We start from the raw sequence: 13244 nt of genomic DNA, 5'->3' as shown, positions 1-13244 counted from the left end.
CACCGGTGCGTTCCGGTCGAAGTGACGCCGAGCGCGACGGTCAATCGTCACCGGGAATGGCGCTGAAGATGGAGACCCGAGAGCTGTGGTGACGAGGATTCTCGATTTCGTCGACCGTCGCTACCGCCAGGTCGGCGTACGAGAGGTGCCGGACCTCCTGGTCCGGTACGCGCTCGCCTCCGATCTGGTATCGGCCGGTGCGCGGGCCGTCTTCACGCAGCGCGGCGGGTGGGGTGAGCATGAGCCAGTCGACCGTGGTGTCCGCCGCCTGAAGCCTGTCCAGGCCAGCCGTGTGGGCAAGGGCGAAGGGACGCAACTCGACGGGTAGCACGGTGGGATCGTCGAGCAGGAGCCGACCGTGCGCGTCCCTGAGGTTGGCGAACAGGCCGATCGCGACAAGTCGGGGTACGCCGGCCCGGGAAAGACCGTGGAGAAGCGCGTCGGCGGCCTTGACGAAGAACTCCGGATCGAGGTCGAGGTTGGCCAGCGCTTCCGGTCCGGATGCGGGGCTGACCGCGTGGACCACGCCGTCGTGGCCGTGCACGATCGAGAAGACCGCCTGCGGGTCGGTGACGTCACCGCGTACTGCGGAGGTGATGTCTGGGTATTTGTCAGGGTTGCGGACTACCGAGGTGACCCGGTGTCCACGGCGGCGTGCCTCGGCCGCTATGGCGCGACCTGCCCGGCCGCCGGCTCCGAAGATCGCGATGCTGGTCATGGCGCGACGCTAGACGGCCGAGGGCCGGTTACCGCAACGGTACTGGGGTAGGTTCGAGCGGTGACGTTGCGGCTTGGCGCGGACATGTTCGATCCGGTGTGTCCGTCGAGTGCGATGCCGTTTCAGATCGGCGATAAATGGACCGCCATGGTGGTGTTGTGCCTGGAGCATGGGCCGCGTCGGTTCAGCGAACTCCGCGTGCCGTTGCGGACCGTCACGCCGAAGGTTCTGACCGAGACGTTGCGGGCCATGGAACGGGATGGCCTGATCACCCGTACGGCATACGACGAAAATCCGCCGCGCGTCGAATACGCATTGACATCACTCGGTCGAAGCTTGCTTACCCTCATCGCCGCCGCGCGGTCCTGGAGCAGGGAACACCTGGCGGAGCTGTTGGCTGCCCGCGAGTCACACGACTCGCGGCTGCCCTGACCGGCCGGCGCTCAGTACCATGAGCGCTCCCACCCTCACCGAGCACCGGTCGCCATGGGTCGTCGTCACAGCCGCGAACGACCCGTGGGTGAGCGCCGAAGTGGCCAAGCTGCGGAAGCAGGGCGGTAGCGTGGTACGGCTGGAGGGCCGACAGCTACGAGAACCGGCGTCACTGTTCGCCACCTTCGCTCGTGAGCTGTCGTTTCCCGGCTACTTCGGCCACAACTGGAATGCGCTCGTGGATTGCCTGCGCGACTGGCACGGCCACGGAGCCGACACGAGGGACCTGGCAGTGCTGATCGAGAGGGGCGACGAACTGGTTGGCGCGGATTTCCTGAGTGTCTTCGTCTTTCTCCTCGCGGAGACGACACCCGTTGCCTTCGCCGGGCCGGCAGCAACTGGAAGGATGTCGGCGTAGCTATTACCGGCGGGCGCTTGACCGCGACTCTCACCGGCACCGACCGGCCGGGCGCCGACCCGGTGACGCCCTTCCAGCCGACGCCCTTCCAGCCTTTGCGATCGTCTCGATGATCCGCCATGCGGACAGTCGGCATCCGCATGAGCGACCGGCGGCGGGCGGGGGTGATCGGCGCGGAGGCTGTCGAGCTGGGTGCACAGGCGGGGCACGGTTGCCGGGGTTGCCAACGGTGTGCTGCAGCCCGGGTCGACCGGCGAGGCGAGGCCAGCCGGGCGAGGCCAGCCGGGCGAGGCCAGCCGGGCGAGGCCAGCCGGGCGAGGCCAGCCGGAGTAGCGGCCAGCGCCGACGGTGTCCGGGTGACCGTCGCCTCCGTCAGTGAGCGGGCACTGAGACGCAGACCATTGTGGTGTCCTCAAGGGCCTCGACGACCCCGGGCGCCTGCTCGGGAACGTGCACGAAGTCGCCTGCGTGCGCCGTTACGGCGTCGGTCCCAGCGCCCACTCGTAGCGCACCGCTGAGCACCACCCAGATCTCCGCGTAGGGGGCCGGCAGGTCGGCCCGCGCCCCCGCATGGAGGAGCGACGTGTATGCGCTCATCGACCTGCCGGCCTCTTTGCCGAGGGCGGGCGCGATGAGGATCCGGTCGCCGAAGCGGATGGCGTCGTCACCGATCGTCGAGCTGAACCTGCGGGCCCGCAGGGGCACGGCATCCATAGGAAGTATCTCCCGCTCTGTGGTGGTCAGGCGTCGAGCTCGGTCGCGGCGACGGCGTGTACGGGCGGTGCCAGCATCCCGAGTTCTCGGGCGATGGCCGGGATCTCAGGGTCCGCTAGGAACTTGCGGTAGTCCTCCGCGTCCCAGTCGGAGAAGGACCACACCCGGTGCGCGTTGTCGGGATCGAAATAGGCCCAGGCGGCTCGGCAGCCGTGCTCCCGCCGCTTCCGCACGCCGATGGTCTCGAAGATCTCCAGGAATCGAGCGGGGTCGGTTACCTCGGCGATGGAGACGATCACTCTGTGCTCCTCAGCATCCTGAACGACCTCGTCAGTCGATCAGAATCGTAAAACCTCGTCTAAGGTTGAGCTCAAACTGCTTCGGCGTCGCAGGACGAGACGTCGATCCACGCCGTCAACGGTCGGCGCCGCGAGCGGAGCCGACCACCAGAAAGGGGTTGTCGGGCCACGCGTAGGAATCGGCGCCATCCGGCTCGGCCGGCCGGAGAAAGACGATCCGCACGAGGCGGGGCCACCAGCGGGCCGGCTCCGACCAGGAGCGCTGGACCCGCCGCTCGCCCGTGTCGGCGCAGTCCCCGACCTGTTTCCATCCGTCGAGCTGGCCGGCGACGTCGGACCAGACCTGATCCCACGTGGTAGCGGACGGCATGGCATAGGTTTCGACCTTCGGAGCGCCGCGTTCGTTGTGCAGATCGATGGAGACCTCGGACGTTCGGTTGTCGACGACCGCTTCGTATGCGCCCTCGGGCAGCGCCGTCGACGCCCCCCGGCGCCGCGATGGGAACCGGCTCGCCGGCCGCCATCCAGCGCACCCCGGGCACCGCCGCCGCACCCAGCAGGACAACCGCCCCGATTATCGCAAGTGGAGCTCGCACAGCCGGGAGTCTATGAACACGAGGCCAGCCGGCGAGCCGCTTGACCGCGACTCTCGCCGGCTGCCGGGATGTGACCAGGGAGACGGCCGCGCCAGCGGCGGAAGTCTCGGCGAGCAGCCCCACCTCAGCCTGGGTACCGAGAATGCCAGTAGTCGGCGAGGTGATCGCGCTGTTAGCCTCAATGGTCGCCGTCGCTTGCGGAACACAATGAGCAGACGAATCCTGAGCGGCCCGACGACAACCGGTTCGACCCACAGTCGGGCCAGGCCAGCGCGGGCTACGAGGTTCTCGCACAATGGCGGGCATTTCGTCCCGCCGCATATCACTAAGGAACCGCCGGCCGCGCAGGCCAGTTACAGGGTGCGGTAGCGGAAGGAATACCTCGATGGGAACTCGCCGGCACGCCGCTATGACGCTGACGGCGGTCGTCGTCTCACTCGCCCTGGCTCTCAACGGCTGCGGGCTTTCGGGCAGGGCCGACGGACAACCCCTCCCCGTCGAGACCACCCCGAGGCAGCTCACCGCAGTGGAGAAGCTGGCGGAGTCGGCGGCGCGGATGAACGCTACGACCATCGGAATCTCGATGCGTGCGCCGGGAATGACCTCGGAGGCCAAGCTGGATCCGGTCGGACGGAAGGGCACCATGCGGATGGAACTGGACCAGGGCGACGGCAAGACCCTGGTGGTCGAGCTGATCCGGACGGAACAGGACCACTACATGAGGTTGTCCGGCCTGCCGGGACTGCCACGGAAGTGGCTGCGGATCCCACCTGGGGCTGTCGCGAAGGGCAGTGCGCTGGATTTCGTGCCGGAGGACGACCCGAGCGGTGCCGTCACCCTGGTGAAGAGCATCGTTGAAGCGAAACGGGACGGCGGGCACAACTTTCTCGGCACTATCGACCTGACCAGGTCAGGTCGTGCCGGCGGACAGGCGCTGAACGAGTTCGCCGAGCGGTTGACCGCGGTTCCGTTCGAGGTCTTCACCGAACCTCAGGGCCGATGGAGCTGGATCGAGATCGACGTGCCGAGCGTCGTGCCGGAGCTGGGGATGGTCAGGTTCAGTTACCACAGTTGGGGAGAGCCGGTCACCGTCCAAGCGCCGCAGCCCGCGGAGGTCGACGACGCCCCACGGGGGCTCATCGAGGGCCTTATCGAGGCGTGATTTGGCCCGCTGCCCGTTGCTGGTCGGCGTTCATCGCCGGATGGTCGTCGACCTGCTCGCCGTGCCGGGCGGTCAGGAGGAGGGGCGGGTGAGCAGGGCGGCGATCCGGGCGATGCCGGCGCGTACCTCGGTCGGGTCCGGGGGTTGCCGGGGCTGCGTCGACGCCTCCGTGTTCTCACCGATCACCTCCTCGTCGCCGAGGTCCTCGTAGTCGCCGTAGATGCTCGTGTCGTCGAGGTCCGCCGCCTCGTCCTCGGGCTCGACGGCGATCTGTGCGGCGGCGATCTCGGCCCGGATCTCCTCGGCGGAGACCCGGGGCAGCAGCGGTTCGACCACCGCCATCAGCTCCTCGTCGGCGACCACCGACTCGGCCAGGGCCAGCGCGTGGGGCCGCTCGTACGGGCCGCAGACCACCGGCTCCCACTCCTCGTCGTCGTCAAGTGGCCCGAAGGTGATGATCCAGGGCAGGGTGAGGATCGGCGAGTCATCCGGCAGGTCCAGCGTCACTAGTGCGCCCACGCGACTCATCATCGCGGCGATGGGCACGCCATTAGTGGCTTTTGCCCGAATCGCAGCGCCTGTCTCTTTCCCCGGAGCCGATCACGCTCCGCCGCTGATCACGCTCCGCCGCCCATAGCTGCCACTGCCGGCAGCCCGACGCCGCCCTCATTCCGTCGACGGCGGGTACGGTCGGGCCGGATCGGCCACCTCCGGCGCCCGGGCCAGGTCCTGGACCTTCCCCTGCCGGCTGGTCGCCGCGAGCGCCGCGCCGAACAGCAGCAACTGGTTGAGCAGATAGAGATAGATCAGCAGGCCGACCGCGCCGGCCACCACGGTGTACGCCGGATTCCGCTCCCAGCGGACCACGTAGTACCGCCCCAGCGAGTTCAGCAGCGTCACCCCCACCGCCACCAGCAACACCGCCGGCAGCCAGCGCCGAAAGCTCATCCGCAGCCGGGGTACGGCGATCAGCAGTGCCCCGGCGAGCAGCATGTTGAGCAGGAACGCCAGGATCCAGCTACAGATGGTGAGCCCGATGGAACGCGCACCCAGCAGCCAGCCCAACACCGACTCCAGCGCGTCCACCGCACCGATCGAGATGCCGAGCAGTACGAAGATCACCAGCAGGATGGCCAGGTCGACGAGCTGGCGCAGCACGACGTAGCCCGGATGCTGGTCCAGACCGTGGATCAACCGTTGGGAGGAGCGGATCGACTCGACCCAGCCGATGCCGGTGACCACCAGCAGGATCAACCCGATGATCCCGGGGCGGCTGCTGCTCTGCCGGATCTGCTCCGGATCGACGAACGGCAGGTTCCGGGTGAGGAACCCGACGATCACCTCACCGCTCTCCGCGCTGTCCCCGAGCAACGCGCCAAGCACCGCGTAGGCCACCAGGCCGAGGGCGAAGACCGCGAAGAAGCCGTAGTAGGCGATCGCCGCCGCCAGCCGGGCGCCGAGCACGTCCGTGTAACGGCCCACCGCCCGGGCCAGGTGGTCGAACCACGGCGCCTGTCGACGGTACGCCGTCAGTCGGGCGTCGATGCGCAGCACCGCCCGCTCGAACGCGTTCACGCCCGCCATCCTTGCCCATCAGCACCGGGTCCGGGGGCCGTCGACACGGTATCCGGGCGCGCTGCGACGGCAGCATCTCTCCGGACAGGCATCGTCGGTACCTCCCGCCAGGAACCGTCGATGCGCGAGAAGCACTCGGATCCGAGACGGTCGCGGGCGACCGGATGCCGGCCTTCCGATCTGGCGGCGACTCGGAAGGCCGCCGACAGCGACCCGGCACCGATAGAAGGGAGTCGAATCTTGGACTAGCGTTGTCAGGGTGACGTCGATGGATTACGGGCAGGTCGAGGCGCTGGCTCTACAGGTGGGTGCGGCGGCCGAGGAACTGTCCGGCGGGCATGCCGGCCTGAACTCGACCCCGGACATCGCCATCGCCGTGCCGCTGCCGTTCGGGAGTGATCCGGTGTTCGCCACGGCACCCGCCTTCGGCAACACCGATTCCGCCGGTGACTGCCTCTCGACCTTCCACCAGTTGAACGCCCTGGCCGGCAGCACCCTTTCGGGGCTGGCCCAGGTCCTCTCCGAGGACGTGACCCGGCTGGGCGAGGCGGTCGCCACGTTCCGACAGACGGATCATGCGACCGCCGACCGGATGTTCTCGACCTCCGGCCAGAGCATGAGCCTCTACAGCGCCCATGTGCACAGCGACGGCAGCAATGCCGACGACACTGTCCGGGCGGGCCAGATCGAACGGTTGCGCGAGTCGATCGACGGTCCGGCCGTGCTCGGTGCCGATCTCAACGCCGAACTGAACGACGACAACCAGTCGGCCGCCGCCGTCGCGGCGTACGGTGACCACGGGTTCGACGTGGAGGCCGGCGAAATCGGCGGGACCTCGCATTCGGGGCGCAGCATCGACTACGTGATGCCGACCGACGGGGTGTCCGTGGACAACGCCACCCGAGTCGACGGTGGACCGTCCGATCACGACGGCCAACGCGTCGACGTGACTATCCCCCGCTGGTAGGCCGGAAGTCGATCCGCACCTCGGTCGCCGAGCGACCCTCGCCGTCTTCGATGTTCGGCACGTGCGGAGACGGATGGGGTACGGTGCCCGGCGGCGGATGCGGAGGTGTGGTGGTGCCGGTGGGCGGGTCGCCCCCGGACACGACCGAGCCGGGAACGTCCAGCTTGATGGTGTCGGTGTGCTGAGAACCGACGATGCTCTCGCCGTGCCGCACCGCGATGGCGTTGCCGAAGGGTTCGGACATGCCGACCGGGATCTGCCCGTCGCTCCAGTACGGCTTCTCGCTGGCCTCGCCGAAATAGATGGTCCAGTCGTCACCGGTACGCTCGCGCAACTCGCGTTCGAGCCGCTCGACGTCGCTACCGAAGACCTCCTGGAGGGTGGCCACCTCGACGTTCGAACCCGCGATGATCTCCGCGATCAGATCCAGGTCACTGCGGTCGGTTCCCTCGGAGTTGAACGGCTCGTTCTTGTAACCCTGGCCGATGTTCAGGTTGAGCATGCCGACCGTGCGCGGCTGCCAGGTCTGCTCGATCGCGGCCAGCGTGTTGTGCGCCGTGGTGAAGGTGGCCTTCTTGAGCGCGATCTCGGCGTCCACCCCGGCCCGGATCTCCCGCGCGGTGGCAATCGAGTCGCGCACGAGCGCGGCCTGCGTCTCGTCTGCCGGATGGAACATCAGGTCCGCACCCTGGCCGGTGCTGTGGATCCCGGCGAGCCGGCCCCGCTCGGTCAGCAGCAGTTCCTGGTTGAAGGCCAGCACCCCGGCCAGATATTCCAGCGCGTCGGCCACCGATGTCACAACCCCGGCGACCGTTTCGAGATCGGCGGTGACCCGGGCCTGGTGGGCAGAGTACGAGTCCGCGCTGTCACCGGACCATCCGTCTTCATGCAGTGTCTGCCGAGCGGCGGTACTCACCGTCGTGGCAGCGTTGTCGGCGGCCTGCCCAGCCTGACGCCAGGCCGCGGCGTACTCCTGCAAGGTGCCCGGGGATGCTCGCAGGTCCCAGAGATCAGCTGCGGCGACGGGTTGCATGCCAGCCAGCGTAGGAAAGGCATCGGGTCGCCGGTACCGTCCCTGCGGTCAGGGACCGTACCTAGATCCGCAGATTGTGCGAACACCGGCGGGGCCCAGGCCGGCGTGCTGGCACGCCCGTCCGGCCCGGCATCCCGTCGGCATCGCGCCGATCGGTTCGCCGGGCCGTCGAGCGTGGTCGAGACCTCAGCCGTCCTGGCCCGTGCCGGAGTTCCGGCTCGCGCCGTCGATCGCCGGCAACGCGACGTTGCGCGGTAACAACTGGGCGGTGAGCAGCGTGGAGAGCGCCGAGGTGTCGCCACCGCCGGCACCGTCGGTGCGCACCACCACCGGTTGCGGAGCCTTCTCGGCCAGTTCCGCCCCGACCTCCAGCCGGCGCAGCGCCAGCTCGTACTGCAACACCGCCCGGTTGTCCCGGTACGCCTGCGCCAGCCGACGCTGCGCCTTGGCCTCGTTCTCGGCCGCGATCAGCCCGCTGCGTCCCCTGGTCTCGATCTCGAAGCGGACCCGCTGCGCGTTGGTCTCCTGCTCCTCCAGCAGCTGCGCGACCTGCTCCCGGGCCTTGTTCAGGGCCGCCTTCACCTCGACGAACCGGGCGTCACGCATCTTCTTGGCCCGCTCGATGTCCATCTGCAGGCTGTCGATGCGCCGCTTGCGGATCAGTCCCCACTCCTGCTCGTACGCGGCGTGCTCCTTGGCGACCCGCTCCCGGGTGGCCAGGTGCTGCTGGTACTGCGTGGGCAGCTGCACGTCCGGAATATTGCAGCCGGTGATCCGTACCCCGTACCGGGTCAGCTGGCGGTTGAGTAGTTCCTGCATGTCGGCCACGTCCGAACCGCGCAGGTCGTACGCCCGCTCGGTCTGCACCAGCCGGGCCCGCTGGCGGATCGCGTCCTGCACCGCGCTGGAGAGCACCAGGTCGAAGTTGCCGGCCCCGATGGTCCGGACGAAGAGCACGGCGTCGGTGATCCGCAGCTTCATGAAGAACTCGATCGAGCGCAGCGGCACGTTCTCCCGGGTCGGGCAGGCCATCACCGGCGCCGAGTACGGGATCTCGGTGGCCACGTCGACCACGAAGTCGACCCGGGACCACGGGTGCCACAGGTAGTGCCGCCCCGCCTCAAGGGTGCGGGTCACCGCGCCATAGCGGGTAAGTACGCCGTTGGTGCCCTGCTCGATCTCCACGATCGACGAACGCCACCACCAGAGCACGCCGATGAGCAGGAACAGGACGCCGGCCAGGTACGCCAGCGTGCCCAGCGCGTCGGACGCGGACCCGAGCGCCCCGTCGCCGCCCCGTATCGTGAACATCACCCCGGTCAGCAGGGCGAGCAGGCCCAGCCAGAGCGGGGCCATCCAGCCGAGCCGACGGCGATGCTTCGGGATGACGACCGGCACCAGAGTGCCCGCCTCCCCACCCCGCAACAGTTGGGCGATCTCGCCCCAGGGGGCGACGACCTCCGCGATGACCGAACTGCGACCGATCCGTGCCGTACTCACCGCTGCCCCTCCGTTCCGTCGACCGGTCCGGTGCCACCGGTGACCGGAACTGTCTCCGCTGTGCGGGTGCTGCCGTCTGTGCCGGTGCCGCCCACGACGGCCGGCACGGTCGGCTGGTTGGCCTCGCGCAACGCGTTGATCTCCGGCTCCCGTTCGGCGATCCGCGCCGCGACCTCGGCCAACCGGGTACGCATGCTCGCCATGTCCGCCTCGGTGAAGAGTTCGGCGCCGCGCTCGCCGACCAACTCCCGGGCCAACTGGAGCAGGTCGACCCCGGCGGCACCGTTCGGGTCGGTGGATCCACCGATCCGGACCAGCCGGGGCAGGTGGTCGGCGACCGCCTCCAGCGTGTCGAGCACCTCCCGCTGGTAGCGGTACTCGAGGATCTCCGGTGCCTCGGCGGCGCTCACCGCGCGAATGTCCAGGGCCTGGGCGTCCAGCAGCGCGGCGTTGGCCCGCGCCTCGGACTCGGCCAGCACGTACCGCTGGCGGGCCAGCGCCTCGGCGCGGTTGGTCTCCCGCTCCACGGCGGTGTCCATCTGCGCCTGGTACTGCGCGATGTCGGCCTGGATCGCGGAGAGGGTCTCCTGGAGGGTGGCGAGTTCCTTGGTCAGGTCGCCCTCGTCCTGCTCCTTGCGCAGCTGGAGCGCGTACTCGTGGGTGTACGCCTCCTTGGCGACGCGCACCATCTCCGGCGCGGCCAGGTCCATCCGGTACCTCCGGTCGGAGGGCTCGGCATGGGTGATGTTGGCGTTGGTCAACTCCACCGCCGGACGGAACTGCTGGTTGAGCTGTTCCAGCAGTCGACCGGTGTCCTCGCCGACCATGTTGTAGATGTTCGCGGCCTCCTGCTCGTAGATCAGGCTACGGATCGTCTCGCTGACTGCGTTGCTGAGCTTCTCCTCGAAGCCGCGTACCGCACCGAGGGTGTAGACGAACTCCACCGGGTCGCTGATCCGGAACTGGATGAACAGGTCGATCGACGCCTTCACCCCGCCCTTGGTCGGCGCCTCCCGCACCGGGGCGTTGAACGGGTACTCCCGGGTGGTGTTGACGATGTACGACACCCGCTTCCACGGGTTCAGCAGGATGACCCGGCCGGGGCCCACCACCTGCTCCAGCTTGCCGAACCGGGTGATCAGGGCGGCGGCGCCGTCCGGCACCATCACCATGCCCTGCCGCCACCAGACGAAGCCGACGGCCAACACCGACAGCACCCAGTAGTGGAGCCCGAAGAAGGGGTTGGTGAGCACGGAGCCACCGGCGGCCAGGATGACCACCGCGGCGATCGCACCGAGCACCAGCAGCATCGACACCGGCAGCATGGTGGCCAGGGAACGGCCCCGGGGAATCACCATCGGGCAGATGACGTGTACCTGCTCGCGTTCCTCCCGACGCTGCTCGCTGCGGTTGAGCACCTCTCCGGCGTCGTCCAGCGGCACCGTCCGCTGTTCCATCAGGGTGTCGATGCTGCCGCCGAGATCCCGGGCCGCCGGGAAGTCGACTGGATCCATCCCACCGTCCTGCGGCTGCGACCGCCGCTCGCCGCCATCGACTGCCGCAGCGACCGCCGCAGCGCCGCGGCGCTGTAGTTCCGAGCGCGCCAACGCCTGCGGATCGGCACCCTCAGCCACCGCCTGGGCAACTCTCCGTATACCTTGCTGGACCCGTGCCACAATTCCCCTTCCCTGGTGTTTCCGGACCGCGAGGGTATCCAGCCAGGTCAACCCAGCAGCGCGCAGCACGCAGCACGACCAGAGGCTGCCGCGTCTCGCGCAACGTCGACCACGCACTCTCCGGATCGGATCCGGCGCGTGGGAACAGGCACGGCGATCTACGCAGTCATTTCCTCAATCTCGATCGATTCCGCCGAGATCACCATCTCGTGGTTCTCCGACCACAGCATCAACGTCAGGCGAACCAGACCGTCCGCAACTTATTCAAAGGATGCGGAAGTCATCTCTGCGTAGAACCACGGCCGCCCACCCCCATCTGTAGTCCGCCTGGCGTCAACCGCCGAGCGGGAAATGCCGGCGGGGCTGCCAGCGGGCGTCGCCGCTGTGCGAGAAGAGGGTGAACCTCTCGACCTTGAAGAGTGCGGAGAAGTCGGCCAGGTCCTCGTAGACCTGGTCCAGCGCCTCCGGTGCGACGTCCTGGGCGACCGTGACGTGCGGGTGGTAGGGAAAACGGCTCTCCCGACGCAGCTCCGGCGCCCGGCCGATCGCCGCCGCGAGCAGCTCGCACTCGCTGATCCCGGCCGCCACCACCACGAAGACCACCTCGGTGATCGGCCGGAAGGTGCCGGTGCCGCGCAGGTGCAGCAGGTACGGCCGGTGCGTGGCCGCCACCTCGGTCAGGTGCCGCTCCACCGCCGGCAGGCTCGCCAGGGGTACGTCGGTCGGGCCGAGCAGCGTCAGATGCGCCGGCACGTACGCGGCCTGCGGGTCACCGGCCTCCGCCCGCCGCCGGGTGAGGAACTCACACCACGGCTCGGGTACGTCGACGGCTACTCCGATCCGGGTCATCGGAGTTCCCGGATCCTGCGATCCGTCCGTGACAACCACACTCCGCTCCACTCACCTGCCGGCCGGCAGCACACCGCCCGGCGACCAGGTTCCGGTATCCGGCGGTCTGGGTCTCCCGCCGGGACGTCCGGCGGGGTTCAGCCGTTCCGCGTACCGGGCAGGAACCCCACCCGGTCGTACGCCTTGCGCAGCGTTGCCGAGGCGACCACGCGGGCCTTCTCGGCACCGATCGCCAGCAGCTTGTCGAGCTGCGCCGGGTCGTCGAGGTAGCCCTGGGTGCGCTGTTGGATCGGCCGGACGAACTCCGTCACCACCTCGGCCAGGTCCTTCTTCAGGTCCCCGTAGCCCTTGCCCGCGTACGCCTCGACCAACTGGTCGACGCTCCGGTCGGTCAACGCGGAGTAGATGACCAGCAGGTTGGAGACCCCCGGCTTCCGCTCCGGGTCGAAGAGGATGTCCCGGCCGGTGTCGGTCACCGCCGACCGGATCTTCTTGGCCGACTTCGCCGGATCGTCGAGCAGCATGATGATCCCGGCCGGCGACGAGGACGACTTCGACATCTTCGCCGTCGGGTCCTGGAGATCGGTGATCTTGGCGGTGTCCCGGACGATGTACGGCGACGGCACGGTGAAGGTCTTTCCGAACCGGCTGTTGAACCGCTGCGCCAGGTCGCGGGTCAGCTCCAGGTGCTGCCGCTGGTCCTCGCCGACCGGTACCGCGTCGGCCTGGTAGAGCAGGATGTCGGCGGCCTGCAGGATCGGATAGGTGAAGAGCCCGACGCTGGACCGGTCGGCGCCCTGCTTGACCGACTTGTCCTTGAACTGGGTCATCCGGCTCGCCTCGCCGAACCCGGTGATGCAACTCATCACCCAGGCGAGCTGGGCGTGCTCCGGCACCTGGGACTGCACGAAGAGGGTGGTCCGCTCCGGGTCCAGCCCGACCGCCAGGAGCTGGGCCGCAGCCGCCCGGGTGGCGTGCCGCAGCGCGACCGGGTCGTGCCCGGCGGTGATCGCGTGCAGGTCGACCACGCTGTAGAAGGTGTCGTGGGTCTCCTGCATCGCCACCCAGTTGCGTACCGCACCCAGGTAGTTGCCCATGTGGAACGAGTCAGCCGTCGGCTGGATCCCGGAGAGCACCCGGGGCCGGGCAGGAGCGTCGGACATGCCGGCAATTCTGACAGCAACCGTGGGAGCGTGTCCGCACGCCCCCGTGCCATTCCCGCCCCGACCGCGACCGACCCCGCCCCGCCACGGCCCGGTCCGCTCGCCCCGGTCACGCCGAGCAGCCGGCGTCCCTGGTCGAGGG

General features: G+C 68.9%; 15 protein-coding genes. 4 read left to right on the top strand and 11 right to left on the bottom strand.

What is annotated here, in order from left to right:
• Positions 1-40: 40 nt before the first annotated feature.
• Complete coding sequence (locus tag CLT71_RS26965; RefSeq protein ID WP_101369576.1) at positions 41-718, bottom strand: NAD(P)H-binding protein; 678 nt, start codon at positions 716-718, stop codon at positions 41-43.
• 60 nt (positions 719-778) lie between these two features.
• Here CLT71_RS26965 and CLT71_RS26960 point away from each other — a divergent pair, with 60 nt between their 5' ends.
• Positions 779-1150, top strand: coding sequence for a winged helix-turn-helix transcriptional regulator (locus tag CLT71_RS26960; RefSeq protein WP_486483471.1), 372 nt, complete (start codon positions 779-781; stop codon positions 1148-1150).
• 19 nt (positions 1151-1169) lie between these two features.
• Positions 1170-1568 carry a barstar family protein gene (locus tag CLT71_RS26955; RefSeq protein ID WP_101369575.1) on the top strand — a complete coding sequence of 133 codons (399 nt, stop codon included), beginning with the start codon at positions 1170-1172 and terminating at the stop codon, positions 1566-1568.
• 372 nt (positions 1569-1940) lie between these two features.
• Here the strand turns inward: CLT71_RS26955 and CLT71_RS26950 are convergent, their stop codons facing one another.
• The 3 genes from CLT71_RS26950 to CLT71_RS36640 form a co-directional block, all read right to left on the bottom strand.
• Positions 1941-2282 (bottom strand): cupin domain-containing protein, encoded by a 342-nt coding sequence (locus CLT71_RS26950; protein ID WP_101369574.1) that lies wholly within the window; start codon positions 2280-2282, stop codon positions 1941-1943.
• 26 nt (positions 2283-2308) lie between these two features.
• Positions 2309-2581, bottom strand: a complete 273-nt coding sequence (locus tag CLT71_RS26945; RefSeq protein WP_101369573.1) for a hypothetical protein — start codon at positions 2579-2581, stop codon at positions 2309-2311.
• A 115-nt stretch (positions 2582-2696) separates the two neighbouring features.
• Positions 2697-3146 carry a hypothetical protein gene (locus tag CLT71_RS36640; RefSeq protein WP_143743633.1) on the bottom strand — a complete coding sequence of 150 codons (450 nt, stop codon included), beginning with the start codon at positions 3144-3146 and terminating at the stop codon, positions 2697-2699.
• Between the two features lie 416 nt (positions 3147-3562).
• Here CLT71_RS36640 and CLT71_RS26935 point away from each other — a divergent pair, with 416 nt between their 5' ends.
• Entirely contained in the window at positions 3563-4339 is a 777-nt protein-coding gene (locus tag CLT71_RS26935; RefSeq protein ID WP_143743632.1) for a hypothetical protein, read from the top strand.
• 72 nt (positions 4340-4411) lie between these two features.
• On the opposite strand, the gene CLT71_RS26930 is transcribed toward CLT71_RS26935, so the two are convergent.
• Positions 4412-4858: a hypothetical protein gene (locus CLT71_RS26930; protein ID WP_101369570.1), complete on the bottom strand. Its 447-nt coding sequence runs from the start codon at positions 4856-4858 to the stop codon at positions 4412-4414.
• Between the two features lie 147 nt (positions 4859-5005).
• A complete protein-coding gene (locus tag CLT71_RS26925) occupies positions 5006-5914 on the bottom strand; it encodes a YihY/virulence factor BrkB family protein (protein WP_486483470.1) in 909 nt (302 codons plus the stop codon).
• A 259-nt stretch (positions 5915-6173) separates the two neighbouring features.
• Between CLT71_RS26925 and CLT71_RS26920 the strand changes: the two genes are divergently transcribed.
• Entirely contained in the window at positions 6174-6881 is a 708-nt protein-coding gene (locus CLT71_RS26920) for an exonuclease/endonuclease/phosphatase family protein (protein ID WP_143743631.1), read from the top strand.
• On the opposite strand, the gene CLT71_RS26915 is transcribed toward CLT71_RS26920, so the two are convergent.
• The 5 genes from CLT71_RS26915 to trpS form a co-directional block, all read right to left on the bottom strand.
• Positions 6865-7914 carry a hypothetical protein gene (locus CLT71_RS26915; protein WP_101369567.1) on the bottom strand — a complete coding sequence of 350 codons (1050 nt, stop codon included), beginning with the start codon at positions 7912-7914 and terminating at the stop codon, positions 6865-6867. The two genes, CLT71_RS26920 and CLT71_RS26915, sit on opposite strands and share 17 nt — an antisense overlap.
• A gap of 186 nt (positions 7915-8100) precedes the next feature.
• On the bottom strand, positions 8101-9414 hold the full coding sequence (locus tag CLT71_RS26910) for an SPFH domain-containing protein (RefSeq protein ID WP_101369566.1): 1314 nt from the start codon (positions 9412-9414) through the stop codon (positions 8101-8103).
• Positions 9411-10928 carry an SPFH domain-containing protein gene (locus tag CLT71_RS26905; protein WP_199187736.1) on the bottom strand — a complete coding sequence of 506 codons (1518 nt, stop codon included), beginning with the start codon at positions 10926-10928 and terminating at the stop codon, positions 9411-9413. Before CLT71_RS26905 ends, CLT71_RS26910 begins: the two co-directional genes overlap by 4 nt.
• Positions 10929-11423: 495 nt before the next feature.
• A complete protein-coding gene (locus tag CLT71_RS26900; protein ID WP_101369564.1) occupies positions 11424-11939 on the bottom strand; it encodes a 2'-5' RNA ligase family protein in 516 nt (171 codons plus the stop codon).
• Between the two features lie 137 nt (positions 11940-12076).
• The gene (gene trpS / locus CLT71_RS26895; RefSeq protein ID WP_101369563.1) at positions 12077-13102 is read right to left on the bottom strand and encodes a tryptophan--tRNA ligase; all 1026 of its coding nucleotides are present in this window, start codon (positions 13100-13102) and stop codon (positions 12077-12079) included.
• Positions 13103-13244 lie beyond the last annotated feature (142 nt).

The sequence above is a fragment of the Plantactinospora sp. CNZ320 genome, assembly GCF_002846275.1.
The sequence above is the reverse complement of the archived record's forward strand: the minus strand, read 5'-3'. Positions and strand labels throughout refer to the sequence as shown.

Excerpts from the sequence above, each read along its gene's own strand:
- CLT71_RS26900 (WP_101369564.1), bottom strand. The coding sequence starts at position 11,939 with ATGACCCGGATCGGAGTAGCCGTCGACGTACCCGAGCCGTGGTGTGAG.
- CLT71_RS26935 (WP_143743632.1), top strand. The coding sequence starts at position 3,563 with ATGGGAACTCGCCGGCACGCCGCTATGACGCTGACGGCGGTCGTCGTC.
- CLT71_RS26955 (WP_101369575.1), top strand. The coding sequence starts at position 1,170 with ATGAGCGCTCCCACCCTCACCGAGCACCGGTCGCCATGGGTCGTCGTC.
- CLT71_RS26965 (WP_101369576.1), bottom strand. The coding sequence starts at position 718 with ATGACCAGCATCGCGATCTTCGGAGCCGGCGGCCGGGCAGGTCGCGCC.
- trpS (WP_101369563.1), bottom strand. The coding sequence starts at position 13,102 with ATGTCCGACGCTCCTGCCCGGCCCCGGGTGCTCTCCGGGATCCAGCCG.
- CLT71_RS26950 (WP_101369574.1), bottom strand. The coding sequence starts at position 2,282 with ATGGATGCCGTGCCCCTGCGGGCCCGCAGGTTCAGCTCGACGATCGGT.
- CLT71_RS26915 (WP_101369567.1), bottom strand. The coding sequence starts at position 7,914 with ATGCAACCCGTCGCCGCAGCTGATCTCTGGGACCTGCGAGCATCCCCG.
- CLT71_RS26905 (WP_199187736.1), bottom strand. The coding sequence starts at position 10,928 with ATGGATCCAGTCGACTTCCCGGCGGCCCGGGATCTCGGCGGCAGCATC.